This is a genomic window from Novosphingobium sp. 18050, assembly GCF_902706195.1.
GTDB lineage: Bacteria > Pseudomonadota > Alphaproteobacteria > Sphingomonadales > Sphingomonadaceae > Novosphingobium.
The window spans coordinates 103,171-129,779 of the sequence record NZ_CACSJO010000002.1 but is presented as its reverse complement, the minus strand read 5'-3'; the positions used below and the strand labels follow the sequence as shown (position 1 = coordinate 129,779).

The 26,609-nt window shown below is 65.0% G+C and carries 32 protein-coding genes and 1 pseudogene; 7 read left to right on the top strand and 26 right to left on the bottom strand.

The genetic code is table 11. The features are described 5' to 3' along the window. The first annotated feature begins 55 nt into the window (after nt 1–55). Both GVL61_RS03095 and GVL61_RS03090 read left to right on the top strand, forming a co-directional pair. A complete protein-coding gene (locus GVL61_RS03095; protein WP_159976896.1) occupies nt 56–1,486 on the top strand; it encodes a protein adenylyltransferase SelO family protein in 1,431 nt (476 codons plus the stop codon). 150 nt (nt 1,487–1,636) lie between these two features. Further along, nucleotides 1,637–3,046, top strand: coding sequence for a succinylglutamate-semialdehyde dehydrogenase (locus tag GVL61_RS03090; protein WP_200844709.1), 1,410 nt, complete (start codon nt 1,637–1,639; stop codon nt 3,044–3,046). 65 nt (nt 3,047–3,111) lie between these two features. Here the strand turns inward: GVL61_RS03090 and GVL61_RS03085 are convergent, their stop codons facing one another. Further along, nucleotides 3,112–3,825, bottom strand: coding sequence for a hypothetical protein (locus GVL61_RS03085; protein ID WP_159976892.1), 714 nt, complete (start codon nt 3,823–3,825; stop codon nt 3,112–3,114). A gap of 250 nt (nt 3,826–4,075) precedes the next feature. Continuing rightward, nucleotides 4,076–4,501: a glycine zipper 2TM domain-containing protein gene (locus tag GVL61_RS03080; RefSeq protein WP_159976890.1), complete on the bottom strand. Its 426-nt coding sequence runs from the start codon at nt 4,499–4,501 to the stop codon at nt 4,076–4,078. A gap of 232 nt (nt 4,502–4,733) precedes the next feature. On the opposite strand from GVL61_RS03080, the gene rarD reads away from it, so the two are divergent. Next, on the top strand, nt 4,734–5,630 hold the full coding sequence (gene rarD, locus GVL61_RS03075; RefSeq protein ID WP_159976888.1) for an EamA family transporter RarD: 897 nt from the start codon (nt 4,734–4,736) through the stop codon (nt 5,628–5,630). A gap of 48 nt (nt 5,631–5,678) precedes the next feature. Here the strand turns inward: rarD and GVL61_RS03070 are convergent. The 5 genes and pseudogenes from GVL61_RS03070 to GVL61_RS03055 form a co-directional block, all read right to left on the bottom strand. Beyond that, a pseudogene (locus GVL61_RS03070) lies at nt 5,679–6,448 on the bottom strand (amidohydrolase family protein); the annotation flags it as partial. A 53-nt stretch (nt 6,449–6,501) separates the two neighbouring features. After that, entirely contained in the window at nt 6,502–7,197 is a 696-nt protein-coding gene (locus GVL61_RS24905; RefSeq protein ID WP_235037511.1) for an HPP family protein, read from the bottom strand. A 91-nt stretch (nt 7,198–7,288) separates the two neighbouring features. Further along, nucleotides 7,289–7,630 carry a hypothetical protein gene (locus GVL61_RS03065; protein ID WP_159976886.1) on the bottom strand — a complete coding sequence of 114 codons (342 nt, stop codon included), beginning with the start codon at nt 7,628–7,630 and terminating at the stop codon, nt 7,289–7,291. A 267-nt stretch (nt 7,631–7,897) separates the two neighbouring features. Then, nucleotides 7,898–8,476 carry a nitroreductase family protein gene (locus GVL61_RS03060; protein WP_159976884.1) on the bottom strand — a complete coding sequence of 193 codons (579 nt, stop codon included), beginning with the start codon at nt 8,474–8,476 and terminating at the stop codon, nt 7,898–7,900. A 96-nt stretch (nt 8,477–8,572) separates the two neighbouring features. Continuing rightward, a complete protein-coding gene (locus GVL61_RS03055; RefSeq protein ID WP_159976882.1) occupies nt 8,573–9,271 on the bottom strand; it encodes a pirin family protein in 699 nt (232 codons plus the stop codon). A gap of 121 nt (nt 9,272–9,392) precedes the next feature. Between GVL61_RS03055 and GVL61_RS03050 the strand changes: the two genes are divergently transcribed. Both GVL61_RS03050 and GVL61_RS03045 read left to right on the top strand, forming a co-directional pair. Then, entirely contained in the window at nt 9,393–10,307 is a 915-nt protein-coding gene (locus tag GVL61_RS03050) for a LysR family transcriptional regulator (RefSeq protein WP_159976880.1), read from the top strand. Between the two features lie 31 nt (nt 10,308–10,338). Next, the gene (locus GVL61_RS03045; protein ID WP_159976878.1) at nt 10,339–11,088 is read left to right on the top strand and encodes a folate-binding protein YgfZ; all 750 of its coding nucleotides are present in this window, start codon (nt 10,339–10,341) and stop codon (nt 11,086–11,088) included. A gap of 22 nt (nt 11,089–11,110) precedes the next feature. Here the strand turns inward: GVL61_RS03045 and GVL61_RS03040 are convergent, their stop codons facing one another. From GVL61_RS03040 to rplU, 4 genes are all read right to left on the bottom strand, one after another. Then, nucleotides 11,111–11,680: a GNAT family N-acetyltransferase gene (locus tag GVL61_RS03040; RefSeq protein ID WP_159976876.1), complete on the bottom strand. Its 570-nt coding sequence runs from the start codon at nt 11,678–11,680 to the stop codon at nt 11,111–11,113. A gap of 181 nt (nt 11,681–11,861) precedes the next feature. Further along, the gene (locus tag GVL61_RS03035; RefSeq protein WP_159976874.1) at nt 11,862–12,425 is read right to left on the bottom strand and encodes a GNAT family N-acetyltransferase; all 564 of its coding nucleotides are present in this window, start codon (nt 12,423–12,425) and stop codon (nt 11,862–11,864) included. Nucleotides 12,426–12,661: 236 nt separating this feature from the next. After that, nucleotides 12,662–12,934 carry a 50S ribosomal protein L27 gene (gene rpmA / locus GVL61_RS03030; RefSeq protein ID WP_159976872.1) on the bottom strand — a complete coding sequence of 91 codons (273 nt, stop codon included), beginning with the start codon at nt 12,932–12,934 and terminating at the stop codon, nt 12,662–12,664. Between the two features lie 24 nt (nt 12,935–12,958). Beyond that, nucleotides 12,959–13,255 (bottom strand): 50S ribosomal protein L21, encoded by a 297-nt coding sequence (gene rplU, locus GVL61_RS03025; protein WP_007685436.1) that lies wholly within the window; start codon nt 13,253–13,255, stop codon nt 12,959–12,961. Nucleotides 13,256–13,519: 264 nt separating this feature from the next. Between rplU and GVL61_RS03020 the strand changes: the two genes are divergently transcribed. Further along, nucleotides 13,520–14,047, top strand: a complete 528-nt coding sequence (locus tag GVL61_RS03020) for a hypothetical protein (RefSeq protein WP_159976870.1) — start codon at nt 13,520–13,522, stop codon at nt 14,045–14,047. 94 nt (nt 14,048–14,141) lie between these two features. Here GVL61_RS03020 and GVL61_RS03015 read toward each other — a convergent pair whose 3' ends face one another. From GVL61_RS03015 to coxB, 15 genes are all read right to left on the bottom strand, one after another. Further along, the gene (locus GVL61_RS03015; RefSeq protein ID WP_159976868.1) at nt 14,142–14,561 is read right to left on the bottom strand and encodes a hypothetical protein; all 420 of its coding nucleotides are present in this window, start codon (nt 14,559–14,561) and stop codon (nt 14,142–14,144) included. A 101-nt stretch (nt 14,562–14,662) separates the two neighbouring features. After that, on the bottom strand, nt 14,663–15,106 hold the full coding sequence (locus tag GVL61_RS03010; protein WP_159976866.1) for a molybdenum cofactor biosynthesis protein MoaE: 444 nt from the start codon (nt 15,104–15,106) through the stop codon (nt 14,663–14,665). Nucleotide 15,107: 1 nt separating this feature from the next. Further along, a complete protein-coding gene (locus GVL61_RS03005; RefSeq protein WP_159976864.1) occupies nt 15,108–15,356 on the bottom strand; it encodes a MoaD/ThiS family protein in 249 nt (82 codons plus the stop codon). Between the two features lies 1 nt (nt 15,357). Next, nucleotides 15,358–16,377 (bottom strand): GTP 3',8-cyclase MoaA, encoded by a 1,020-nt coding sequence (gene moaA / locus GVL61_RS03000; protein ID WP_159976862.1) that lies wholly within the window; start codon nt 16,375–16,377, stop codon nt 15,358–15,360. Next, nucleotides 16,374–16,721 carry a Rossmann fold domain-containing protein gene (locus tag GVL61_RS02995; protein ID WP_159976860.1) on the bottom strand — a complete coding sequence of 116 codons (348 nt, stop codon included), beginning with the start codon at nt 16,719–16,721 and terminating at the stop codon, nt 16,374–16,376. Before GVL61_RS02995 ends, moaA begins: the two co-directional genes overlap by 4 nt. Before the next feature lie 10 nt (nt 16,722–16,731). Continuing rightward, on the bottom strand, nt 16,732–17,103 hold the full coding sequence (locus GVL61_RS02990) for a dihydroneopterin aldolase (RefSeq protein ID WP_159976858.1): 372 nt from the start codon (nt 17,101–17,103) through the stop codon (nt 16,732–16,734). A 7-nt stretch (nt 17,104–17,110) separates the two neighbouring features. After that, nucleotides 17,111–18,004 carry a class I SAM-dependent methyltransferase gene (locus GVL61_RS02985; protein WP_159976856.1) on the bottom strand — a complete coding sequence of 298 codons (894 nt, stop codon included), beginning with the start codon at nt 18,002–18,004 and terminating at the stop codon, nt 17,111–17,113. Then, the gene (gene thrC, locus GVL61_RS02980; RefSeq protein ID WP_159976854.1) at nt 18,004–19,407 is read right to left on the bottom strand and encodes a threonine synthase; all 1,404 of its coding nucleotides are present in this window, start codon (nt 19,405–19,407) and stop codon (nt 18,004–18,006) included. The genes GVL61_RS02985 and thrC overlap by 1 nt, the downstream gene beginning before the upstream one ends. 240 nt (nt 19,408–19,647) lie before the next feature. Further along, complete coding sequence (locus GVL61_RS02975; RefSeq protein ID WP_159976852.1) at nt 19,648–20,205, bottom strand: SURF1 family protein; 558 nt, start codon at nt 20,203–20,205, stop codon at nt 19,648–19,650. A gap of 83 nt (nt 20,206–20,288) precedes the next feature. Further along, complete coding sequence (locus tag GVL61_RS02970) at nt 20,289–21,110, bottom strand: cytochrome c oxidase subunit 3 (RefSeq protein WP_159977303.1); 822 nt, start codon at nt 21,108–21,110, stop codon at nt 20,289–20,291. An 87-nt stretch (nt 21,111–21,197) separates the two neighbouring features. After that, nucleotides 21,198–21,809 carry a cytochrome c oxidase assembly protein gene (locus GVL61_RS02965; RefSeq protein WP_159976850.1) on the bottom strand — a complete coding sequence of 204 codons (612 nt, stop codon included), beginning with the start codon at nt 21,807–21,809 and terminating at the stop codon, nt 21,198–21,200. Nucleotide 21,810: 1 nt separating this feature from the next. Then, a complete protein-coding gene (locus tag GVL61_RS25240; protein WP_255456488.1) occupies nt 21,811–21,936 on the bottom strand; it encodes a hypothetical protein in 126 nt (41 codons plus the stop codon). A 12-nt stretch (nt 21,937–21,948) separates the two neighbouring features. Continuing rightward, nucleotides 21,949–22,887, bottom strand: coding sequence for a heme o synthase (locus GVL61_RS02960; protein WP_159976848.1), 939 nt, complete (start codon nt 22,885–22,887; stop codon nt 21,949–21,951). A gap of 121 nt (nt 22,888–23,008) precedes the next feature. Then, a complete protein-coding gene (gene ctaD / locus GVL61_RS02955; protein ID WP_159976846.1) occupies nt 23,009–24,694 on the bottom strand; it encodes a cytochrome c oxidase subunit I in 1,686 nt (561 codons plus the stop codon). Nucleotides 24,695–24,721: 27 nt separating this feature from the next. After that, nucleotides 24,722–25,765 (bottom strand): cytochrome c oxidase subunit II, encoded by a 1,044-nt coding sequence (gene coxB, locus GVL61_RS02950; protein WP_159976844.1) that lies wholly within the window; start codon nt 25,763–25,765, stop codon nt 24,722–24,724. 207 nt (nt 25,766–25,972) lie between these two features. On the opposite strand from coxB, the gene pyrE reads away from it, so the two are divergent. Beyond that, nucleotides 25,973–26,557, top strand: coding sequence for an orotate phosphoribosyltransferase (gene pyrE, locus GVL61_RS02945; protein WP_159976843.1), 585 nt, complete (start codon nt 25,973–25,975; stop codon nt 26,555–26,557). Nucleotides 26,558–26,609 lie beyond the last annotated feature (52 nt).

Genomic DNA, 26,609 nt, shown 5'->3' with positions numbered 1-26,609 from the left:
AAACAAAGGAAACCCCCGCCTTGATCGGCGGACGCGTGGGCCCCACTATCGCCTGATGAACAGCGAACCGCAAGCCGATGCCTATCATCCCGACCCGCGCATCGAGACTATTGCCGAGTGGATAGGCGACCCGGTCCACGCCGCCCGGTTCCCCCGCCACGAACTGCGCTGGCGAAACGACCGCTGGGCGGCGCCGGTCGGGCTGGCCGCGCTGGACGACGCTGAATGGATCGCCCACTTCGGCCGCTTCGAACCGCTGCCCGGCAATCTGCCCCAGCCGCTGGCGCTGCGGTATCACGGCCACCAGTTCCGCCACTATAACCCGGACCTGGGCGACGGGCGCGGCTTCCTTTTCGCGCAGCTGCGCGATTCGGCGCCCGGCATCGAAGGCGGCCGTCTGCTGGACTTGGGCACCAAAGGATCGGGCCAGACCCCTTGGAGCCGGGCCGGCGACGGGCGGCTGACGCTGAAGGGGGCGGTGCGCGAAATCCTCGCTACCGAAATGCTCGAGGCGCTGGGCGTTTACACCAGCAAGACCTTCTCGGTGATCGAGACCGGCGAGGACCTGCAGCGCGGCGACGAACCCTCGCCCACAAGGTCTGCCGTGATGGTGCGCCTGTCACACGGGCACATCCGCATCGGTACTTTCCAGCGCCTCTACGCACTGGAGGAGACCGGGCATATGGCGGCGCTCGTCGCCTATTGCCTGGAAAACTACCCGGGCGCGATGCCGTTCGAGGATGCACCCGGCCGGGACGAACCGGCGGTGATCCTCCTCCATCAGGTGGTGGAACGGATGGCCGACCTTGCCGCCTCGTGGATGGTCGCGGGCTTTGTCCACGGCGTGCTCAACACCGACAACATGAATATTTCGGGCGAGAGCTTCGACTATGGTCCATGGCGCTGGCTGCCCAATTGGGACCCGCGTTTCACCGCCGCTTACTTCGACCATTCCGGCCTTTACGCCTTCGGCCGCCAGCCCGAGGCAGTGCTGTGGAATTGCAGCCAGCTGGCGGCGTCGCTCCGGGTTCTGGCCGAAACCGCGCCGCTGGTCGCCGCGCTCGACCGATTCGGGCCGCTCTACCAGGCTGCGATGTGCCGCCGCTTCGTCTGGCGCCTTGGCGTCCGGTCACGCGGAATCGAAGCCGACACCGCACTGATCCAGGCATCCGAAAAGGCCATGGTCGAAAGCGGCGAGGCGCCCGAACAATTCTTCTTCAACCACCGCGCCGGCCGCAATCCCGGCGATAATGACTTTGGCGCCCTTCTGCGCGGCTACGAGCCTGCCGCCGCCGTCGGCGATGCATTCTGGCAGCAGGACGCCCCTCCCGGCGTGCTGATCGACGAGGTGGAGCGCATCTGGGCGGCAATCGACACGAACGACGACTGGAGCGAACTCGCCGCCAAGGTCGAGGCGATTCGAGAACTCGGCCGCCAGTTGGGCCCCGCCCCCGAACCGGCGGGGCAAGCCGTTGCCGTTGCATGACCGAGCGCCCGTCGTTAGCGTCACGATAGGAATACCTGTGCGATACAGGAAAAATCTCGACGTTTCACAGTTAACGGATCATCAGCCACGATGAACGGTGCAACCACCAGCCCGCCGCCGGCAACCAGTATCCGAGAACTGAACGCAACCGTGACCAGAACAGAACTCGTCTCCTACGAACCGGCGACCGGCGCGGAAGTATGGCGTGGGCCGGTGGCCGACATCGACGAAACGGTCGCGCGCGCGCGCCGCGCCTGGCCCGCGTGGGCCGCGCAGCCGCTTTCGACCCGCATGGAACTGATGCGCCGCTTCGCCAACGAAGTGCGCAAGGACGCCGAGAAACTCGCCGCGATGATCGCCCGCGAAGTCGGCAAGCCGCTGTGGGAAGCGCGCTCCGAAGTCGACAGTGTAATCGGCAAGGTCGAAGTATCGATCCGCGCCTATGCCGAACGTACGGCGCAGCGAAAGCTCGATTCGGCGCTGCAGGGGACAATGGCGGTACGCCACAAGCCGCATGGCGTGCTGGTAGTGCTGGGGCCGTTCAACTACCCCGCCCACCTCGCCAACGCGCATATCGTGCCCGCGCTGATCGCCGGCAACGCGGTGATCTTCAAGCCGAGCGAGCGCGCGCCCGCATCGGGAGAAATCCTTGCACGGTGCTTCCACCGGGCCGGGATCTCAGCGGCGGTCATGCAGTTCGCCCCCGGAGGCCCGGCGCAGGGCGCCGCCTTCGTCGCGCATGAAGGGGTCGACGGGGTGCTGTTCACCGGCTCCGCCAATACCGGCATCTCGATCAACCGCCGCCTCGCCGCGCGCCCCGACAAGCTGGTGGCGCTGGAGATGGGCGGCAACAACCCTATGGTCGTCTGGGACACCCCCAAGCTGACCGACGCCGCCGCGCTGATCGTCCAGTCCGCGTTCGCCACCACCGGCCAGCGCTGCACCGCCGCGCGCCGCCTGATCGTGCGCGATACGATGTACGATGCGGTGATGTCCGAAGTGAAGGCCCTGGCCGACCGCGTGATCTTCGGCGCACCCTTCGACGAACCCGCGCCTTTCATGGGCCCGGTGATCGACAACGCCGCCGCCGACGGGCTGACCGAAAGCTTCCTCTACCTGCTCAGCCACGGAGGCAGGGCGATCAAGCACCTCGTCCGCCCGCACGAGACGCTGCCGTTCCTCAGCCCGGCGATCATCGATGTTACGGCCATGAAGGATCGGCCCGACGTGGAACTGTTCGGGCCGATCCTGCAGGTGATCCGCGTCTCCGATTTCGACGAGGCGATCGCGCAGGCCAACGCCACCCGCTTCGGCCTGGCCGCATCCCTGATCGGCGGTACGCCGCAGGAGTACAACCGTTTCTGGGCCAATGTGCGGGCCGGGATCGTGAACTGGAACCGCCCGACGATCGGACCGAGTCATGCCGCGCCGATGGGCGGCATCGGGCTTTCGGGGAACCACCGTCCAACGGGGTATTATGCGGCAGATTACTGCGCCTATCCGGTCGCTTCGGGCGAGATGGAACAGCCGCGTGCGGTGATCGGGGTGGGGCTGAAGTAGCCGGCGCGGGCACCTTGGCCTGCCCCCTCCCGCCGGCGGGAGGGGATTGGGTTGGACCTTGCGCCTTACTTCCCGCTTGCGACCAGATCGACTTCGGTCAGCCCGTTGTCCTGCTTGCGCGCATAGACCACGTAAGCCTTGCCGCCTTTACGGCCGCCCAGCACATGGTCGCTGCCGTCCAACTTGTATTCCGCACCGTAGCCCGCCTTCGCGGCCGTGGTGTAATAGAAGCTGATGACATCGGCCACGCTCACCGGAGTGGCGAAATTGACGACGCGCAGGGCGCAGCCATTACCGTCGATGCCCGCCGCTTCCTGTACCGCGCCGCGCGGATAGACCGGGAATTCGGCCGGCAGCTTGGCCGCCCAGGTGTTGGAATACTGTACCTTGGCCGAGCAATCGGCGCTGGCAGTATCCGATTCGGCGGCGACCTGTGCTGCCGTCGCCGCGCTTTGAGCCAGCGCATTGGCGCCGCCCTTTGCAGGAGCAGGCGCGGGCTGGAGCGCGCCGCCCGCCATCTGCACCGCCTGCTTCTTCGCCGCAGTGATCGCGTCTGCCGAGCGGTCCTGCGGCGGGATGGTGATCTGGCCGCTGCGGGGCGCCACCGCCGCACCCTGTTCGCCCGCCATTTCAGGATCGACCATGATCTGATCGCCAAGCGCGGCGCTCAGCGCGGGATCGGTCTCGCCTGCCGTGGGCTTCTTGCTACCCGAACCGCAGCCGGCCAGCAGCAGGGTTCCGGCAATACCGAGCACGGCGAGGCGGGCCTGGGTGTTCATCGTCGCGTTCCTTCGTCCGGCCATGCACATGGCTTTATTCTGAATGTCTTAGGAAAACGCGAAAACGAAAGCAGTGCCAGTCTCCTGAATCCCTCGTCCCATTTCGGGAAGGTCGGGACGGCCCGCATTACGCAAGGATGAAGGCGCCCGCGCGAACGCGGACGCCTTCCCACCCGGACACTTAGAGAAGCCGGGCGGCTCCCCCGCACGTCGCCGTTCGCGCGGGGAAACCCTATTCAGAGGTATGGTGTCAGCGGCAGCGCGACGAACCGCCGCGTTCGACTTCACGGCCCAGCAGGGCACCGGCTGCGGCGCCAAGGACCGTACCGGTGGCACGGTCGCCGCGGGTATCGATCCCCCGGCCCAACAGGGCACCGGCTGCACCGCCAACCAGGAGACCGGTGGTCCCGCCCGACTTGCGGCAATAATCGCGGCGGTCGTTGTTGCGATAGTCGCGGCGATCATACCGATCGTTGCGCCCGTAACGGTCGTGGTTGCCGTAGCCACGGCGATAGTCCTCGCGCGAGTAGCGCTGGCGGCCGTAGTCCGAAACCTGCTCGCCCGGGGCAATGAAGCCCGAGGTGCTGTGGGTGGCCACCGCAGCGGTTGCCGGCAGCGCGGACGCCAGGCTGGCAGTGGCGGCGATGATGGCCGAAGCCTTGAAAAATGCGTTCATCTCAACTCTCCTTGCTGGTGAGCCGAACCGGCCATCAGACCCGATCCGCTGTATGCATTCATCTTTAAGGGATTTATTCTGAACGAGCCGCAACGCCGCTGTCAGGATTCAAATTTGCGACGAACCGAAAGCCCAGCAGCGATAGGCCGAGCAGTTGCCCCCGGCCCCGCGCGCTCCTAAGGCCCCATTCCAAGCAGGCAGAGACTTCTACCGGCCTGCATAGAAAGAGCCGATGCCTCAGAACCCTGCCCTTCCCCAGAGTTACGCCGGCCTGCCACAGGCGCTGGGCGCCTATGCGGTATGGTGCCTGTTCCCGCTCTATTTTGCGCTGCTGCACGATGTCGCGCCGTTCGAGGTGGTCGTCTGGCGACTGCTGTTCACGCTGCCGTTCTGCCTTGCCGTGATTATCGTGATGCGTCAGGGCGCGCTGTTGCGCACGGCGTTGACCACCCCCCGAATCGTGGGCGCGCTGGCGCTGAGCGGACTCTTCATCGGCACCAACTGGCTGACGTACGTGATCGCGGTAGTGGACGGCCACGTGCTGGCCGCCAGCCTGGGCTATTACATCAACCCGCTGGTCAACGTGCTGGCCGGCACCATCTTCCTGCACGAGAAGCTGACCCGGCGGCAGTGGATCGCGGTGTCCCTCGCCGCCATCGGCGTGGCGCTGCTGGCGCAGGGAGCACTGGAGACGCTCGGGATCAGCTTGCTGATGGCGTTCAGCTTCTCCGCCTACGGCCTTATCCGCAAGTTGGTCCCGGTCGATGCGCTGACCGGCCTGACGGTGGAGACGATGCTGCTGCTGTTGCCCGGCCTCGGCCTGCTGGCATGGCAGCTTTCCACGCCGCAGGGCCTGATGATGGGCACCTCGCTGCGCCTGGACCTGCTGCTCGCCTGCGCGGGGCCGCTAACTGCGATTCCCTTGATGCTCTTTGCCAGCGCGGCGCGGCAACTGGACTTTTCGGTGCTCGGCTTCATCCAGTTCGTGACGCCGACCGGGCTGTTCCTGCTCGGCATCTTTTATTTCGGCGAGCCGCTGCGGCCTATCCAGCTGGTCTGCTTCGCGTTCATCTGGACCGCAATCGCCGTGTTCTGCTGGGACATCGTGTCTCGCAGGAAGCGGGGCTAAAGCCGAAAATAGTCGTCGTTCTGGATCAGTTCCGGGACGACGTATTCCTCAGAGTGATCCAGCAAAGCGCAACGGTTCGCCCACGGCCTCGTTCGCAAGCTGGGCTTCCCACATCGCGGTACGACCGCGCACGATGGTGCCGATGACCCGCCCTTCCAGCTCCATGCCGGTAAACGGCGACCAGCCGCAGCGGCTTTCCAGCCAGTCCTCGGTAACGGTGAAGCGGCCCTTGCGGTCGATAACGGTGAAGTCGGCGTCGTAACCGGTGGCGATGCGCCCCTTGCCGACAAGGCCGAACACGCGCTGCACGCCTGCAGAGGTCATGTCGATCAGGCGCTCCAGCGTCAGGCGTCCCTTGGCAACATGGTCGAGCATCAGCGGCAGCAGCGTCTGCACCCCCGGCATGCCCGAGGGGCTGGCGGGATAGGTCTTGGCCTTCTCCTCCAGCGTGTGCGGCGCGTGGTCAGACCCGAGTACGTCGGGCACGCCCTGACGCACCCAGTGGAACAGCCCGTCGCGGTGCGCGCCGGAACGGATCGGCGGGTTCATCTGCGCGAATGTACCGATCCGGGGATAGGCTTCCTCAGCGGCGAGCGTCAGGTGCTTCGGGGCAACTTCGCACGTCGCGATGTCGCGGTACTGGCAATCAGCTCCAGCTCGGCCAGTTCCACGGCGTTGTCGGCAGTCGCGCCAACGTAGAAGGCGTGGTCGCAGAACATGCGGTGACGGGCGCGGGTCAGCTTGTCGTTGACGCGGTCGTAAGTGTCGGTGTTCGGGTTGGTGTCAGGCATCTCGAACACGGCGGTGATGCCGCCGACCTAAGCCCGTCCGGCAGGGATTTCGAGGCAGGTTTTCACGAATACCGGAGGCGTCAGGAAACCCTGCCCCGCCGCAGCAACGCCTGAACGAAAGCATCGAGATCGTCGACATCGACGTCGAGTACCTCGTTCCAGTCCTCCAGCACGGCCACGATGTCTTCCCGGGTATAGTGCGGCGCGGGCGGCGGTACATGGGGCACGCGCGGCGGGCGGTGCGGCCAGGGGTGTCCGGTGAGGTTGTTATAGAGCCAGCCGAACGCGCAGAGCAGCAGCACATTCGCCGCTATAGGCGCCATCCACGTCGAGTCCCATGGCATTTTGCCGCTCGCCCCCAGCGCGCAGAGCAGGGCGCAGGCCCCGCCCGGCGGATGAAGGCAGCGCGTCAGCGACATCACCGCGATCGCAGCGGCGACAGCGATGCTGCCCGCGATCCACGGGTCGCCCAGCAGATGGCCTGCGATCAGCCCGATAGCGGCGGAGAGCAGGTCGCCCCCGATCACCGACCACGGCTGCGCCAGCGGGCTCGCCGGTACGCAGAACACCAGCACCGCCGATGCTCCCAGCGGCGCGATGAGGAAGGGCAGCGCATCGCTGCGCCCGCCCGGCATGAGGCCCAGGACCAGCCACGTAACGATCCCGGCCAGGGCGATCCCGGCGCCCGCGCCCACCGCGCCGCGCGCCCAGCCGAGGTGGCCAAGGGCATGCACGCGCCAGTTCCGCCGAAACGACGATACGAAGATTTGCGACATGGCCGGAGCCTCCTTCCTGGGAGCCGCCCTATGGCCGATAGTGCGCGCCGTGGCGACCCAAGGCTTGCCTTGCTCGCCGAAAGCCCGGCTTTCAGAACTTCACCTTGCCGCCAATCATGAGGCGATTGCTCACCGCGCCGCCCGGCATCGCGACCGCCTCGGCATGGACATCGACGCTTACGCCGCCGCCAAGGTCGAGTGCGGCACGCGGCAATCCTTCCTCCACCACATAAGTATCTGGCAGCGGACGTATGCGATCTTTCTCAGGGTCCGGGGCGCAGACGACGATCTCACCCGGGCGGCCTTCCGGACAGCGAGGTTTGACCGCCCTCAGGTCGACATTGCCATCATCGGTCGGAAGCTGCCCCAAGTCGAAAAGCTGCACCTGCTCCACGGCAGGCGGCGGGACGGGCGGCAGGTCGGCGAAAGGCATGCGGCCTCCACGAGTGGCATCGGAGCCGCATCAGGCCATGCAATCGAGGCGATTTCGTGACCTTTTTGAAGAAGGTAGGCCGGTGCCAGTTCTTCCCCTCCGCGGAAAGGGGGGCGAACTTGCCGAACCGTGAGGCGAAGCCGGTCGCCGCGCGGTAGGGCCGCCGCACCACAAAATAAAACGGCCCGGCCCGCTCGTCCGAGCAGACCGGGCCGAGAGCGCCCGCAGCTTGAGGGGGGATGCGTCGGGCGCCCAAACCTTAGCGCATCAGGCGAACTTGCCGGCCTTGGCGATCTCGGCGATCGGCTTGCGGCTGCTGACGACTTCGCGCTCCTGCAGGAACTCGGGCAGCGAGGACTTGTCGCCCTGCTTGCCGATCACGAAAGCCGCTTCCAGGCGGTGGTCGGCGGGGATGCCCAGCGCGGCTTCCGCCTCGCCGAACTTCAGGCCGGTCATGCCATGGGTGTGATAGCCGAGCGCCTGCGCCTGAAGTGCTGCCAGAACCCAGGCCGCGCCGGCATCGAAGCTGTGGCTGTGGTTCTCCGAGTTGCCCTTCTCCGAGCGCATGTACTTGTCCGAGACGACGTACACGATCGCCGAGGCTTCCTTGGCCCAGCCCTTGTTGAAGTCGATCAGCTGGTCGAGCAGCAGCTCCCAGTTCGCATCGCCCTTGCGCGCGTAGAGGAAAGTCCAGGGCTGCACATTGTACGCCGAGGGCGCCCAGCCGGCCGCTTCGAAGATCGCGTCGAGGTCTTCCTGGGGCATCTCGCTGCCGTCGAAGGCGCGGGGGCTCCAGCGATCGACGATGAGTTTCTCGATCTTGGGGTTGGCAATGCGTCCGGTCATCGAAAACTGTCCTTGTTTGCAAATGGGAGAGTAGGCTTGCGCAAGCAGGAAGGTGACCCTGCCCGACCGGGCTTCGAATCACCTTCCCGCGCTATGTCAGGCTGCGTCCACGAGTACCAGTTCGGCATCCTCAAGTGCGGTCACCGAAATGGCATCGAGGCCCGTGATTGCCACACCGTCGCGGGCGTTGGCTTCCACGTCGCCCACCTTTATCCGCCCGGTGGCTGGAACGAGGTAGGAATGGCGGCCAGCCTCGGTTTCGTACGTCACCGTTTCGCCGGCCTTGACCGTGGCAGCCAGAACGCGGGCGTCGGCATTGATCGGCAGCGCATCCTCATCACCGGCAATGCCGCTGGCGAGGGTCACGAAGCGGCCGGTGCGGTCGCCCTTGGGAAAGGGACGCGCGCCCCAGCCGGGCTTTTCACCGCGGCGGTCGGGCATGATCCAGATCTGGAACAGCGTGGTGTCCTCGTCCTCCAGATTGAATTCCGAGTGCTGGACGCCGGTGCCCGCGCTCATCACCTGAACGTCGCCGGCCTCGGTACGGCCGGTGTTTCCCATGGAATCGCGGTGGGTGATGGCTCCGGTGCGCACGTAAGTGATGATCTCCATGTCGCGGTGCGGGTGCGGCGGAAAGCCGGACTTCGCGGCGATGGTGTCGTCGTTCCAAACGCGCAGGCGGCCCCAGTTGGTGCGGGCGGGGTCATGGTAGTCGGCGAAGGAGAAGTGGTGATGCGCGTCGAGCCAGCCGTGGTTGGCGGCGCCGAGAGTGTCAAAGGGGCGCAGTTCGATCATGGGGTACGCCTTTCATACGAAGGGGTTATGGCCGCTGAGGGCCTGGGTTGCCCCCTATCTAGGCCTTGTCAGGCAATCGCATAATTGCGATAAAATCGACTGAATTATTCGGAAAAGTTGAATGGTCGATCTCGTCCCTCCCAGCCTCGATCACTTGCGCTGCTTCCTCGCCGTGGTGGAGGAAGGCAGCTTCAATGCCGCTGCGCGCAAACTGGGCCGGGCGATTTCGGTGGTCAGCTACGCCATCGCCCAGCTTGAGGCGCAGCTCGACGTCCGCCTTTTCGACCGCGAAGGCTCGCGCCGCCCCACTCTGACCGAGGAAGGCCGCGCCCTGCTGTCCGAGGCCCATGCGATCTCGGACGATGTCGATGCCCTGCTCGCCAAGGTCCGCAGCCTGCGTCAGGGGCTGGAGGCGGAACTGTCGCTGGCGGTCGACGTGATGCTGCCGGGCAACGTGCTGGCCCGCCTGCTGCGCGACTTTCAGGACCGTTTCCCCTCGGTGCCCCTGCGCCTCCACGTCGAGGCGCTCGGCGCGGTGGCGGCGCTGGCGCTGGAAGGCCGCGCCACGCTGGCCATTGCCGGGCCGGACATCCTCGACCTGCCGGAAATCGAGCGTGAAACCATCGGTTCGGTGGAACTGGTTGCGGTTGCCGCACCCGACCACCCCCTCGCCAGGGCCGGGCGGATCGCATCGGGCGAGGCGCGCAAGCACCTCCAGCTCGTCCTCACCGATCGCTCGCCGCTGACCGAGGGCAGGGATTTCTCCGTGTTCAGCGCGCGTTCTTGGCGGCTGGCGGACCTTGGCGCCAAGCATGCGCTGCTCAAGGAAGGGATCGGCTGGGGCTCGATGCCGCGCCATGTCGTAAAGGGAGATCTCGCATCGGGCGCACTGGTCGAACTGCACCTGCCAGAGCGCCCGGTGATCGATTATGCCCTCGTCGCCCTCTGGCGCAAGGACAGCCCGCCCGGCCCCGCAGCGCTCTGGGTGCTCGACGAATTGCGCGAACGCCTGATGAAGTGTCCGTCCAGCTCTTGAGCCTGCTGCCGATTCGTCCCACTTAGAGGCCATGACCGCAACCCGCTTGTTCGATCGCGCCCTGATCCGGCTCTCCCCCCGCCCCGAATCTGACGAGAGCGTCGTCGATTTCCTTCAGGGTCTGGTGACCTCCGACGTCGCCAAGACGCTGCCGGTCTGGGCCGGCCTGTTGAGCCCGCAAGGCAAGGCGCTGTTCGACTTCATCGTCTGGCCCGCCGGGCACGGCCTGCTGCTCGACTGCGAGGCGCAAGTCGCCGATGCGCTGGTGAAACGCCTGTCGATGTACCGCCTGCGCAAGGCCATCGACATCGCGCGCGATGCCCACCTCGCCGTCCACTGGCGCCCCCACACGGGCGACGGCGCCGCACCCGATCCGCGCCTACACGCGCTGGGCGAACGCTGGATTGCCCCCATCGATCCGGCCGATCCCGAGGACGTGGAAACCGGCGCCGACGCGGCATGGCGCGCGCATCGACTGTCACTGGGAGTGATGGAGGGCCGCGCCGAACTGGGCGACGGCGAGACGCTCTGGCTGGAATGCAACGCGGGCGAGCTGAACGGCGTCAGCTTCACCAAGGGGTGCTACGTCGGGCAGGAGAACACTGCCCGCATGAACTGGCGCGCGAAAGTGAACCGCCGCCTCGTGGTGGTGCCGCTGGACCGCTCGGACGAAAAGCGCCGGCGCGCCGCCTATCCCGACCTTGGGCTGGCGGTCGATCACCTGCGAGTCGAAGACCTCGCGGCGGACGTGACCCCGAACTGGATGACGGCGCAGGCGTAACCCGCGCCGCCGTCGTACAGCGCTAGGCCGCAGTCCGCGCGCTCATTGCCGGGTCGGACATGTCCATGCCAGGGCTGGCTCGCTGCTGCAGATCCGCCGCGTAGATGTGTACGGCGTACTCCATCGCCCGCCCCGCGCTGTAGCGCGAACGCACTTGCCCGGTATCGCGGAAGCCCGCGCTTTCGAGCACGCTGCGCGTCCCCTGGCTGTCGGCAAAGTGGCTGGCGACGACTCGGTCGTAGCCCAAGGCGCGAGCCTGCGCGATCACCGCACGCAGAGCCTCACCGGCAAAGCCGCGCCCTCGCTGGGCTGGGACGATCCAGTAGCCCACCTCTACTTCGCCTTCGTGGCGGCCGAGTCCGATCCCGCCGACCAGTTGCGGCCCACCAGGCGCGCGCAAGTACATGAAAAAGTGCGGCAAGCGCGGGTCGCGCGGCCTTTCGATGAAGGCGCGCAGTTCCTCTATCGTCGAGGGCAGCGGTGCCACCCCCACGTTGCGCTGGATATCCTCCTCCTGAAAAGCCTCAACGAGATCTTCCAGGTCTTCGGGCCAGGCAGGCCTCAGAAACAGTCTCTCCGTGCGGACGAACATTCGGTGGTTCTCCGTCATTTTGCGTAGATCGATAATGCATGCATGTTTCAGCGAATGCACTACGTTTTCTGCAGGTCGAATTGGGGAAGCGACCAAATTTTTGCCAGTGACGCATTAACGCCGCATGATAACGGCATTCCGGGAAATCCCTGAACGCCGTTATCATGGGCAAATCTTCTCGTCAGGCGGCCTGCAGGCCTGCCATGGCATCGTCATCGTCGTCGCAATAGCCCGGCGAATCGAAGCGCACCTCGTATTCGCGCGTGGGGCTGGCGAAGCCTCGACCCTTGCCGAATCGCTCGATCACACGGCCAGTGCGCCGAAAGCCCACCTTTTCGAGCACCCGGCCCGATGCCGCATTGTCGACGTAGTGGCTGGCAACCACCCGGCGGTGACCCAGCGTGTGTGCCAAACCCAGGACGCTGCGTGCAGCCTCGCTGGCATAGCCCTGTCCCCATTCGCCGCGCGCGATCCAGTAGCCGAGGTTTACCTCGCCATCGAGGAGCGAGAGTCCGCAGCCGCCGACCAGGCGTGCGCCATCTGTCGACGGTACGGTGATGAGGAAGCGTGGCAGCAGGTGGTCCTGCGGCATGGCGATGAAACTGCGCGCATCCTCTGCCGTATAGGGCCAGGGCACGTTGGCGAGGTTGCGCACGACGGCTTCGTCGGCGAGCAAGCCCAGCAACTCTTCCCAGTCCTCAGCCCAGCCGGGACGCAGGAACAGCCGTTCGCTGCGAATGAACATATCGTCTCTCCATCCGCCCCGCCGGCCGCCTAGCAACCGGGCGTGACAATGCGATTACGCGAATATCGCGTAACAGGGGATGCGCTCCGCACCAGCTGAAACCGGGCGAAACACAAGTTGCGGGAGGGAGAAACGAAAAAAGGGAGACGGGCTTTATGGCCCTCTCCCTCTAATGCCACGCTCAGGAAGCGTGGCGGGGCCATCCCGTCAGGATGGCCCGTATATCGACCATCCGATTATTCGGCGGCTTCCGCCATCACGACGTCGACAGAGACGTACTTACGTCCCTGTTTGCCGCCATGGAAGCGTACACGACCCTCGGCAGTCGCGAACAAGGTGTGATCCTTGCCGATGCCGACGTTCACGCCCGGATATACGCGAGTACCGCGCTGGCGAATGATGATGTTGCCGCCGATCACTTCCTGACCGCCGAACTTCTTTACGCCGAGACGGCGGCCAGCAGAGTCGCGACCGTTACGCGACGAACCGCCTGCTTTCTTATGTGCCATTTCTGGTTACTCCGAAAATCTGGGTCAGCCGACGGACACGATGCGCAGCAGCGTGAGCTGCTGGCGGTGGCCGTTCTTGCGACGGTAGTTGTGACGGCGGCGCTTCTTGAACACCACGACCTTCTCGCTCTTGGCCTGCGCGATGATCTCGGCAGCGACCGTAAGGTTCGCAATGTCCGCGACCTCGCCGTCCTTGCCGGCAAGAAGAATGTCACCCAGGGTGATCTTGTCGCCAGCTTCTCCAGCCAGCTTCTCAACCGCGATCTTGTCTCCGGCGGCAACCCGGTATTGCTTGCCGCCCGTGCGCACAACTGCGAACATGGTGCCCTTACCTAATATCAATGTGCCCGAAACGAGCCGAAACAGAACTTGCCCCGGCGCTCTGGTTCCCGAGGGAACTTCCAGCCTTTCGGGCGACGTGCCGGCCCTCCCACATGATGCAGGGTGCCGGAAAGAGCGCTGCCGTTAGGGGATGCACCGATTCGTGTCAACCTGATTGCAGCAACTGACGGGACAGACCCGCAGCCGAACAAGGTCTCCACGAAAGACACTCCCGCTATGGCGCGGCCATGCTATGACAGCATCATGACCCGCGCGAAAGCCCGCTTCCTCGCCATCCTGCTTCCTTTCGGCATGGCAGCCTGTTCCACCTCCGCTACCTATCCCTCGCTCGCCCAGCGCGATGTCGAGCGGGTCAGCGGCTCCGGCTCGCCGGCCGCGACTGAAGACGCCGCGCCTGTCCCGGCCCTGCCGCCGGCCAGCGCCGACCTCGTCACGAGGCTCGCAGGCCTGGTGAAGGTTGCGCAGGCGGCGGACCGGCAATTTCAGTCGAACCGCCCTGCGGCGACACGCGCGGTCGCAGCGTCCGGCGGCATCGGCACCGATTCGTGGAGCGCGGCAAGCGTTGCGCTCGCCAAACTCGAATCGAGTCGTTCCAGCGGCATGGGCGCGCTGGCCGATCTCGATACGCTCTATGCGGATGCGCGCGATGCCGCCCCGCTCGACGAATCGCCCAGCACTCTGGCGATCGGCTCGGCCCGCTCCGAAACGGCTGCCTTGCTCGATGCGCAGGACAAGGTCATCGCCGACCTTTCGGCCCGCCTGAAGGGCTGAGCGGATACGAAAAGTCCCACCCCCTTGCGAGGGTGGGACTCTCCGAACGTTTTGAATGCACCGCCTGAAAGCCCCCCGGCCCAGACGCCGCAGGTCAGGTAAAGGCAACGATGACCGCGACCGCCAGACCCCAGCCCAGGATCAGCACGGGCAGCATGAGCACCTGAACGGCCGCTCCGTTGGCCGTCAGCCTTCCGCTCAGAGTATCGATACCGCGCGCGGCGAATTCGCTCCAGCTCGGCGGGACGGTATCGTTGTGGGGCTTCATCTTCGTCCACAGACCAGCCAGCCCAAAGGCCATCAGCACAAAGCCGACGAAGATGACGACCGGAATGGCCAGCTCCGGATTCATGAACACCGTGGCCATCACGCCGATGAATGCGAGATATAGCGCGACCGTGGCCACGTAGAGCCCGGTCGGCAGCCCGAAGCCTCGATCGACCCTGGTGCGCACCGGATGGGCGGTGACGACGGCAAGGCCTAGAAGTTCCTGCTGGGTAAGACGCTGAGACATGGTGCTGATCTCCTTGGGTGATCAGCTTTTGCGCCCGTGTGCCGCGCAATTCGTTGATTCGGGTCAACCGAGGCGCAATTTCCAAGGGGAGTGGGCCTAATTCAGCCCCAGCGGCCGATATCCTCGATATCCTGCGCGCGCGGCTCGATCCAGCGCCATTCGCCGCCCACTTGTTCGCGCTTCCAGAACCACGATTCGCTCTTGAGGTGGTCCATAGCGAAATCGGCAGCGGCAAAGGCATCGCGGCGGTGCCTCGCAGCAGCAGCGACGAGGACGATCGGCTCGCCCGGAACCAGCACGCCGCTGCGGTGGATCACCAGCAGCCCGTCCAGTTCCCAGCGCAGGCGCACCCGCCCGGCAAGGTCCCGCATCGCCGGCAGGGTCAGCGGATCGTAGTGCCTGAGTTCCAGCGCCTCGACACCGCCGCCTTCCCGCACCTGGCCGAGGAAGCTGACGACCCCGCCCGCCATAGGCAGCGCGGCGGTGAATGCGCACAGTTCCTCCGCCGGATCGAAGGCGGAAGTCAGCAGGCGAACATCGGACATCTCAGCCGCCCGAAACCGGGGGGAGGAAGGCGATCTCGTCGCCGTCATTCAGGATGATGCCGTGCTTGTCGGCCACCAGCGCGCCGTTCAGCGCGACCTTGACCTTCTCGGCGCCTACAGCTTCGGCGAGTTCAGTGCCGAGACGCTCCAACAGCGCCGACCAATCCAGCGGCGCGCTGGCGGCAATATCCTCGAAACTGCGCCCTGCCTGCTCCTCGAGCCGGCCCAGAAACACCAGCTTTGCCTTCATGTCAGCCCCCGGTCATCGACATGTGGCGCGCCAATGCCGGAGCGCTGCCCGGCGCATCGATGGCGAAGCTGTGGCGCGCGGGCTTGATCTTCATGGCAAGGTCCAGCGCGTCGGTAAGGGCAGGCCCGGGCTCAGCCGAACGCAGCGCCGCCCGCAAGTCGACCTGCTCGTCACCGCCGAGGCAGACGTAGAGCCGCCCGGTAGCGGTCACCCGGATGCGGTTGCAGCCGTCGCAGAAGTTGTTGGTGAGCGGCGTGATCAGGCCGAGGCGCCCGCCGGTTTCCGCCACGTCCCAATAGCGCGCCGGGCCGCCGGTACGGTGGCCGCTGGGGGTGAGCGTCCAGCGCCGGGCGAGATCATCCTGCACCGCCACGAGCGGCAGATAGTGGTCGAAGCGGTCTTCCTCGACTTCGCCGAGCGGCATGACCTCGATCAGTGTCGCCTCGAAACCCTGGCCATGCGCCCAGGCAACGATATCGCCGATCTCGTATTCGTTCACGCCCTTCAGCGCGACGGTGTTAAGCTTCACTTTGATGCCCGCTGCCTTGGCCGCCGCCAGACCTTCGAGCACCTGCGGCAGCGAATCGCGCCGGGTAAGGCGGGCGAAGGAGTCCCGGTCCAGCGTATCGAGCGAGACGTTGATCCGCCGTACACCTGCGCCGTAGAGATCGTCGGCGAATTCGGAGAGGCGGGTACCGTTGGTGGTGAGGGTCAGTTCCTCAAGATAGCCCTGCCCGCCATCCGCGCCGATCCTGCGGCCGATAGCCCGGACCAGATCGATCATGTCGCGCCGCACCAGCGGTTCGCCGCCGGTCAGCCGGATCTTCGTGATCCCGCGCGCGATGAAGCCGAGTGCAAGGTCGTGCATCTCGTCAAGGGTCAGCACGTCCTTCCGGGGCAGGAAGGTCATGCGCTCGGGCATGCAATAGGCACAGCGCAAATCGCAGCGGTCGGTAACCGACAGGCGCAGGTAAGTGATCCTGCGCTGGAATTGATCGACGAGAGGCGCCAGCGTGCTCATTGCGCCGGATATAGCACTCCGCCCGCGCCGTTGCCATCAAGGGAAAGTATCTGTCCGGTGACGCCGCCTGCACCGGCAAGCCAGCGCTGTGTGGCGGCAATGGCCTCGGCCTCGTCGCTTTCCACCGCGTTGAGACGCGAGGGAGCGAAGCGCCGCGCCAATCCCTGGACTGCGGCAAGGCGCCAGGCCCGGTGATCGCTGCCGGCGGGCAGGAACACCAGCGTCAGCGGATCGGCCCCGCCCAGCAGCGTCATCTCGATAGAGGGCAGCAGCCGCGCGTGGAAATCGGCGGCAGCCTCCAGCGCATCCTCGGCAAGCGGCCCGAGATGCAGCAGTTCGCTCACCGCCAGTGCCTCACTTGCGATCCCGCGTCAGGGTCATGCCGATCAGCTCGCCGTTTTCGCTAAGCGCCAGCTTGACGATCTTCACGGTGATGGACTCGATCCGCTCGTCCTGCACGAACAGGGTTTCGCAGACGTGATCGGCCACGGCCTCGATCAGCTTGAAATGAACCCCGGCCGGCAGCCCTTCCGAAGCCGCGAACTTGAGGTCCATGTAATTCTTGCTGGCCGTCAGCGGCGTGTCGGGGGCGTAGTGGTCCGCAGGCTTGAGCCGCACCGAAATGGTGAAGCGCAGCGGCTGCGGCTTGCCGGTTTCCTCCGAATAGATGCCGGTGAGGACATCCTGCTCGAAGTCGGCAATTTCAAGGATCAGCGAATCGGCCATGGCGCGGTTACTCGGGGTTCGACCAGCGCGCGAAGATCGCGGTGGGAAGCAGTCTGCCGCTCTCGTCCTCGCGCACGGCAAGGTCGCCATGTTCGATGGTGCCGGGCAGGTCTGCGAAAAGCTCGGCCATCAGCCCGGCCAGCGCCAGCGACGACATGCGCACCGCATAGACGGTGAGGAACAGGAAGCGGCTGTCACCGTCGAGCAGGCGGCGGCAGTCGGCCAGCAGGTCCGGGAGGTTTTCCTCCAGACGCCACGTCTCGCCGGTGGGGCCGCGCCCGAACTTCGGGGGATCGAGGATAATGCCGTCGTAGCGCTTCTCGCGGCGAACCTCGCGCGCGGTGAACTTGGCGGCATCGTCGATCAGCCAGCGCACCGGGCGATCGTCCAGCCCCGCCAGCATGGCGTTCTCACGCGCCTGCGCCACCGACTTCTTCGAGGCGTCCACATGCGTCACCGGGCCGTGCGCCGAAAGCGCAAGGCTGCCAACGCCGGTGTAGCCGAACAGGTTCAGCGTACTGGCATCGTCCTTGCCGGCCAGCATGGACCGCATCCAGTCCCACACCGGAGCCATGTCCGGGAAGAAGCCGAGGTGGCGGAACGGCGTGCACTGCGCGGTGAAGGAAACCTCGTTCCACGCCAGCGGCCAGCCATCGCGCGGCACGGCCTTGTCGAACTGCCAGCGACCGCCGCCGTCCTCGTCGGAACCGGGCACGAACTCGCCGTGCGCGTCCCACTCCGTCTCGGCAAGACGCGGGGTCCACATCGCCTGCGGCTCGGGCCGCACGAAGCGATAAGGGCCGTAGCGCTCAAGTTTGCGGCCGTGGCCCGAATCGACGAGGCCATAGTCCGCCCAACCCTCGCCCAGGAGGATCTGCGGCTGGGAAATAAGCTCCGCCATCAGACCTTCGGGCTGGCAAGTTCGGCAACGAACTCCGCCACCGCCTCGAACGTCCCGGGAAGGGTGCTGCACTTTTCTTCGCGCTCGAACAGGTCGCCGACGCGGGCGGGCAGGCTCGGACGATGGCCGGTGGCGCGCTCGACCGCCTCGGGGAACTTGGCCGGATGCGCGGTCGCCAGAGTAACGACCGGGATGCTGGCGTCGATCCCTGCCGTGCGTGCGGCGAACAGGCCGCAGGCAGTGTGCGGATCAATCAGTTCACCGCAGCTTTCCCAGGCCCAGGCGATGGTCGATGCCATTTCGTCGGCATCGGCGCGGGCGGACTGGAACAGCGCCGATGCTCCCTCGCGCTGCGCGTTGGTGAGCTGCATCGACCTGGTCGATTCGAAACCCGCCATCTGCTCTGCCAGGGCGAGACCGTCACGGCCGCCGAGATCGAACAGCAGGCGCTCGAAGTTGGACGAAACCTGGATGTCCATCGAAGGCGCAGCCGTGGGCGTGACCGTCCCCTGCGAGTAATCGCCGTCCGAGAGTGCGCGGTGGAGAATGTCATTGACGTTGGTCGCAACGATCAGCTTCTCGATCGGCAAGCCCATCTGCGCGGCGACATAGCCGGCGAAAACGTCGCCGAAGTTGCCGGTCGGCACCGAGAACGCGACCTTGCGATGCGGCGCACCCAGCTGAAGGCCGGCGGCAAAGTAGTAAACCACCTGCGCCATCAGACGCGCCCAGTTGATCGAGTTCACCGCGCCGATGGCGAAGCGGTCGGTCATGGCCTTGTCGTTGAACACGCGCTTCACGATCGCCTGCGCATCGTCGAAGTTCGCATTCTCAAGTGCGATGTTGTGAACGTTGGGCGCCAGCACCGTGGTCATCTGGCGGCGCTGCACGTCGGACACGCGGCCCTTGGGATGCAGCATGAAGATGTCGACCTTAGCGCGGCCCGCCACGGCATCGATCGCCGCAGAACCGGTGTCGCCCGAAGTCGCACCGACGATCGTCAGGTTGCGCTCTGAACGGCCAAGGAATTCCTCGAACAGCAGGCCAAGCAGCTGCAGCGCCACGTCCTTGAACGCCAGCGTCGGGCCGTGGAACAGCTCCAGCACCCACTGCTGCTCGTCCAGCTGCCGGAGCGGGGTGACGGCCTTGTGCGCAAAGCGACCGTAAGCCTGCGTGGTCAGCTCCAGCAGGCGCTCCTCGCTGAGGCTGCCGGCGACGAAAGGCGCCATGACCTTTGCGGCCAACTCGGCATAAGGCAGGCCCGCCATGGCCGCGATCTCGTCCGCCGAGAAGCGAGGCCATTCGCGCGGCACGTAAAGGCCGCCGTCCGATGCGAGGCCGGCGAGCGTCGCGCCTTCGAAGTCGAGCGCCGGTGCGCTGCCGCGGGTGCTGATGTAGTCCATGGGAAAGCGCGGTTAGCGATGGCCGGGGAAGAATGCAATCAAGGCGTAGTGAAAGTGAAGAAGTAGACTTGGGGCCATTGCCCCAGACCCCTTTAGTATCGTCGTTGTGTGTGCAGGGGTGTCACGCGCTTCTTGCCGCCGGAGGCTGTAAATGTCTCCCGGCTCACCGTGGGCGCGCAAACGAGGCGGCACGCGTGACCTCGACATTCCCGGGGTCTGGGGCAATGGTCCCAGGTCTTCCTACTTCCGCTTCTTCAAAGCCAGAAAGTAGATCACCAAAGCCGTCCCCGCAAAAAGGAACCACTGATACGCATAGGACAGATGGTTGTTCGGCAGTTCAGCCGGATCGGGCACCGCGTTGGCCTCAAGCCCTTCGAGCGGCGGATCGGCGACGAGACGCGGGCCCGGTGCGATGATGCCGGTTACCGTCCCGCCCTTCCAGCTTGGTGTAACCAGCGGCCGCAGCGACCAGCCCAGCACGACCAGCGCCTGTCCGCCGCCCGCAATCGTGCAGCGAACCGTCTGCGACACGCCCGACTGGCCTGCCATATTGCGCCCGGCGATGCTGCTACGCGCACCTGTGCCCACGCATTCGAGGCGGGCGCGGCGGTAGAGCAGGTCTTCACTCACCCCGGCGCTGGTCCATTCGACCTGCGAGGGATTACCCTTCGCTGCGGTGTAGTGCGTCAGCAGCGCTTCCTTCTGGTGCAGGCGGCGCAGTTGCCAAAAGCCGAGCGCCACCATGAGCCCCACGGCAACAAGAACGACGATAGTAGCGATAATCGGAATGCGGCGCATTCGAAGTTCCTGCTCTGGAGACGCGAAAAGGGCAGCCGAAGCGTTCTTCGGCTGCCCTTTTCGTTACGTTCGAGATCGATGCATCAGTGCGTCGGGTAACCCCAGCCGCCCCAGATGTAGACGGCCACGAAGAGGAACAGCCACACTACGTCGACGAAGTGCCAGTACCATGCGGCGGCTTCGAATCCGAAATGCTGGCGCGGCGTGAAATCACCGTTGTAGGTGCGCTTAAGGCAGACGATCAGCATGATCGTACCGACGATCACATGGAAGCCGTGGAAGCCGGTGGCCATGTAGAAGGCCGAACCATAAGTATTGCCACCGAAGCCGAACGGCGCATGAACGTACTCGTAAGCCTGGATGAACGAGAAGCACACGCCCAGCAGGATGGTGGCCCAGAGGCCCTTCTTCAGGCCATCGCGGTCACCGTGGATCAGCGAATGGTGCGCCCAGGTGACGGTAGTGCCCGAGCACAACAGGATAAGGGTGTTGAGCAGCGGCAGCGCGAAGGGGTCCATGACCGCCTCGATCGCCTTGGGCGGCCATTGTCCGCCGACCGTCTCCGCCAGTTCCGAAGGGAACAGCGAGAAGTCGAAGAAAGCCCAGAACCAGCCGACGAAGAACATCACTTCCGAAGCGATGAACAGGATCATGCCGTAACGCTGATGCAGCTGCACCACCGGCGTGTGATCGCCTGCATGGGCTTCGTGGACGATCTTTGAGAACCACATGAACATTGAGGCGAGCAGAATCGCCATGCCCAGCCACGGCACAAACTTGCCGCCGGCCATGTCGTGCATGAACAGAACCATGCCGGTGGTGAACGTGAAAGCGCCCACGGTGGTGGCTAGCGGCGCGATGTCCGGCGGAAGGATATGGTAATCGTGGTTCTTCGTCCCTGCCATGGTGCCTTCGTCCCCGTTCATCCAATCTGTCAGCCGTTTGCGTAGCGCTTTGAGCGAATTATGACGCAAACGGTTCCCGTGCCGGCCTTAACCGCCCGCTTGGGTTCGGTCCAGTGTCTTTGCATCGCCCCCAGAGTTGTCCTGGGTCGAAGTGACATGGAAAGTGTAGCTAAGGGTGATCTGCTGGACGTCCTTGTTGTCTGGATCGTCGAGGATTGCCGGATCGATGTAATAGAGTACCGGCATGCGCACTTCCTCACCGGGCTTCAGCGTCTGTTCGGTGAAGCAGAAGCACTGGATCTTGTTGAAGTAGCGCGCCGCCTGTTCGGGCTCGACATTGAAGCTGGCGGTGCCAGTCACCGTCTTGCCGGAGGTGTTCTTAGCCCAGAAAAGCGCCATATCGCGCGCGCCGATCGAGACGGTGTCGGTGCGCTGCAGCGGCTTGAACTGCCACGGCATATTCCGTTCGACATTGGCATCGAAGCGGATCGAGATGGTGCGCCCGCTGTCCTTGACGGTGGCGGCCTGCGCCTCGTCTACACGCTGGGTAGTACCGCCGTAGCCGGTCGCCTGGCAGAACATGCGATAGAGCGGTACCGAGGCATAGCCCAGCCCCAGCATGACGAGCGCGGCCGACAGCGCCGTTAGCGCGGTCTTGCGGTTGCGCCGGCGCGGCGTCGGGGAATCGCTTGCCACCATTTCAGCTCATCTTTGCTATCGAGACGAAGAAGATGAGGATCACGAAGGCGGCCAGGCTCAGCGCCAGCACGCGGTTGCGGCTGCGGCGAATCTGATCGATCGTCTTGCGGTCGGGAGTCTCGGTCATCATGCGTTCCGATCAGAGGGCGATGAAGCGGTCGACGACGAGCGCCGCGAACAATGCGAAAAGGTATAGCACCGAATAGGCAAAGAGCTGCTTTTCGGGCTTCATCGTGTCGTCAGGGCCGGAGCGTTCGCGAAGGCCAACCCGCATTGCAAACGCGAGGAACACCGAAGAGAGGACCAGCGCCGAAACACCGTATATCGCACCGGCATGTTCGTTGCCCGGGAGCCACCAGGGCAGCGCACTGAGCGGCAGCAGCAGGACGGCATAGGCGAGAATCTGCCGGCGGGTCGAACGTTCGCCCGCGACCACCGGCATCATCGGGATGCCGACCTTTGCGTATTCGGTCTTAACGAAAAGCGCGAGCGCCCAGAAATGCGGTGGGGTCCAGATGAAGATGATGGCGAACAGCACGACAGGCATGGCCGTGATGTGGCCGGTGGCCGCAACCCAGCCGATCAACGGCGGGAAGGCCCCGGCGCCGCCGCCTATGACGATGTTCTGCGGGGTGCGCGGCTTCAGCCAGATCGTATAGACGACTGCGTAGTAGACAATCGAGATCGCCAGGATCGCGGCGGCCAGCCAACTGATCGCGACGCCCATCAGGAACACCGAGGCGGCGCAGAGCACGCCCGCGAAATCGCGCGCGGTAGTGCGATCAAGGCGGCCTTGGGGCAGCGGACGCTGCGAGGTCCGCTTCATGCCTGCGTCGATGTCGACTTCCCACCACTGGTTAAGCGCGGCGGCGCCTCCTGCGCCCATGGCGATGCACAGGATGGCGGTGAACCCGAGGACCGGATGGATCCCCACCGGCGCGGCGAGCAGGCCGCACAGGCCGGTGAAGATGACCAGGCTCATCACGCGCGGCTTGGTCAGTGCGATGAGGTCTCGCCAATCGGCCGGGAGCGGCGGGCTGGCGGCTGCGGCCGCTGGGGTGGGACTCGTCATTGTCATTCGATCATACACCTGCCGGCGCTCTAAAAGCGAGGGGCCTGAATGCAAACAATCCAGGGCAACTCGCGTCGAGGCCCTGGATCATTGTTTCGCAGCTCGGCCCACGGGGAGCCGGGCGGGATCAGTGGTGAGCCGTTTCGCCGATCACGGGAAGCGTCTCGAACTGGTGGAACGGCGGCGGGCTGGAGAGCGTCCACTCAAGCGTGGTCGCGCCTTCACCCCAGTAGTTGTCTTCCGCCTTCTTGCCGGCGGCGTAAGCGTAGATGATGTTGATGAACCACACCACGAGGCTGGTCGCCATCACCATGTACCCAATCGTGGCGATGTGGTTCCAGTATTCGTAGGCCTCGGCGTAGTCCGGGTAGCGGCGCGGCATGCCCTGGAGGCCCAGGAAGTGCATCGGGAAGAAGATCATGTTCACGCCGATGAAGAAGATCACGAAGTGGACATGCGCCAGGAATTCCGAGTGCATCTTGCCGCTCATCTTCGGGAACCAGTAGTAGAACCCTGCGAAGAGCGCGGTCACCGCACCCAGCGACAGCACGTAGTGGAAGTGTGCGACGACATAGTAGGTGTCGTGCATCACGTCGTCGACGCCGCCGTTCGCCAGCACGACGCCGGTAACGCCGCCCACAGTGAACAGGAAGATGAAGCCGAGCGCCCATACCATCGGCGATTTGAACTCGACCGATCCGCCCCACATCGTTGCGACCCACGAGAAAATCTTGATGCCGGTCGGCACAGCGATGACCATGGTGGCGGCGGTGAAGTACATCTTGGTGTTCACCGACAGGCCGGTTGCATACATGTGGTGGGCCCACACGATGAAGCCGACGACGCCAATGGCGACCATGGCGTAGGCCATGCCGAGGTAGCCGAAGACCGGCTTCTTCGAGAAGGTCGAGACGATCTGCGAGATCATGCCGAAGCCGGGCAGGATCATGATGTAGACTTCAGGGTGGCCGAAGAACCAGAACAGGTGCTGGTACAGGATCGGGTCACCGCCGCCCGAGGCGTCGAAGAAGGTGGTGCCGAAATTGCGATCGGTCAGCAGCATGGTGACTGCGGCGGCCAGAACCGGAAGCGAGAGTAGCAGCAGGAATGCGGTGACGAGCATCGACCACACGAACAGCGGCATCTTGTGCAGGGTCATGCCCGGCGCGCGCATGTTGAGGATAGTCGTGATGAAGTTGATTGCGCCCATGATCGAGCCGGCGCCTGCAAGGTGCAGGGCGAAGATGCCGAAATCGACTGCGGGTCCAGGCGAACCGCTGGTCGACAGCGGGGCATAGACGGTCCAGCCCGTGCCCGCGCCGTTGCCCGTGCCGCCCGGCACGAAGGCCGAGCACAGCAGCGAGAAGAAGCCCGCCACGGTCATCCAGAACGAGATATTGTTCATGCGCGGGAACGCCATGTCCGGCGCTCCGATCATGAGCGGCACGAACCAGTTGCCGAAGCCCCCGATCATCGCCGGCATGACCATGAAGAACACCATGATCAGGCCGTGGGCGGTGATCAGGACGTTCCAGGTATGCAGCGTGGTGTTGAAGTCAGGGTTCACCGCACCGAACCAGCGGGCGAAGGTATCGAGATACTGGATGCCCGGATGGGCCAACTCGACGCGCATCATGCCTGAGAAGGCGCCGCCCACGATCCCCGCGATGATCGCGAAGATCAGGTACATCGTACCGATGTCCTTGTGGTTGGTGGACATGAACCAGCGGGCGAAGAACGCCGGCTTGTGTTCATGATCGTGATGCCCGTGTTCTTCCGAATGAGCCTGGAAGTGGTCAGCGGTGGTTGCCATGGTCTGGACCCTGTCCTGAATTTTCTATTATTCGGCTTCGGCGGTAGCGTCGGCGGCGGGAGCCGCTTCGGACGCATCCGCTGCCGGGGCGGGCACCGCAGCAGCGGCTGCCGGCTTCTTCTTGCCGGTGTCGATCTGGGCACCGGCGTGGGTCAGGACCCAGGCGTTGTACTTATCGCGCGGCAGGGCCTCGACCGCGATAGGCATGTAGCCATGCTTCGCGCCGCACAGTTCCGAGCACTGGCCGTAATAGACGCCCGGCTTTTCGACCACGAGCACCTTCTCGTTGATGCGGCCCGGTACGGCGTCCAGCTTGAACCACAGCGAGGGCACGGCGAACGAGTGGATCACGTCGGCCGCGGTGATCTGCAGGCGGATGGGCTCACCCACCGGCACGACCATGCGGTTGTCGACTTCGAGGTGCGAGGGGCCATCCCAGGGCTTGGAGCCGACTTCGCGCACGCCGTTGTTGATGGTCGGCGCGCCGGGGACGTTCAGCATGTTCGAGATCACCTCGAAGTCACCGTTGTCCGGGTAGCCGTAGGTCCAGAACCACTGGTTGCCGGTAACCTTGATGGTCAGCGCGCCTTCGGGGGCGGGCTTGTACTGCTTGGCGATCAGGTCGATCGAGGGGACCGCGATGCCGATGAGGATCAGCACCGGAACCAGCGTCCACACGACTTCGAGAATCGTATTGTGGCTGGTCTTCGAGGCAACCGGGTTGGCGCGGCGGTTGAAGCGCACGGCGATGATCACCAGCAGAATCAGCACCAGCACGCAGATGGCAGTGATGATCGGCATCAGGATGATGTTGTGGATCCACTCACCATATTCGCCGGTCTTGGAGAACTGGGTCTGCAGGCCGTAGGCACCGTCGATCGGCATGCCGATGCCTTCGACAGGCTTCATCGGGGTGTAGCTGCCGGCGGCAGCCGTAGCCGCAGCGACCGGTGTGGAAGCGGGCGCTTCCTGCGCAAAAGCGGGAACAACGGCGGTCAGGGCAGCTGCGGCGGATAACCCGAAGGCTCCGATCGTCTGCCCCAGGCCATGAGAAATTTTGCCGAATGTCATGGTTTTTTGCGCTTCCACTTCCTTCGAACGCGCGATCCGGCTTGCCCCGTCCTGCGCGCACCCCTGTTATGGAGGCGTTCGCCCCCTTTGGGCCGGGCTATACGCGCGCTTGCCGCGTCTCTCAAGCGCCTCTAGGGGAAATTTTGACGCAAGGCTCAGTGTAACTGCGCCAGATCAATGAACATCGCACCAGAGGTAACGTTCGTAATGCTCGAAGAAGAGGTCCTCGCCGAGTTCCGTGCCAGCAAGGCTTTGCTGGAAGGTCACTTCCTGCTGTCCTCCGGCCGTCATAGCGCACACTATCTGCAATGCGCACGAGTACTGATGAATCCCGATCGCGCTGCCAGGCTTGCCGTGGCAATTGCCGCCAAGCTCCCGCACGACATCCGCAAGCAGATCGCAAAGGTCGTCTCCCCGGCAATGGGCGGCGTCATCATCGGCCAGGAAATGGGCCGCGCGCTGCAGGTCGACGCGATGTTCGTAGAGCGCCCCACCGGCACGTTCGAGCTGCGCCGCGGATTCTCGCTGGAGCCGGGCGACAAGGTGCTGATGGTCGAGGATGTGGTGACCACGGGCCTTTCCAGCCGGGAAGCCATCAAGGCCATCGAGGAAGCCGGCGGCGTGGTCATCGCCGCTGCCTCGCTCGTCGACCGTTCGGCCGGTTCGGTGGATCTGGGCGTGCCGTTCTTCCCGCTCGTGGCGCTCAACTTCCCGACCTATGCGCCGGACGAACTGCCGCGCGAACTGGCCGCGCGCCCCGCGATCAAGCCCGGCAGCCGGGCGCAGGCCTGACCCTTCCTCAGACAAGCTCAGGATGAGCGGCTCCCCAAGCTCAGGATGAACG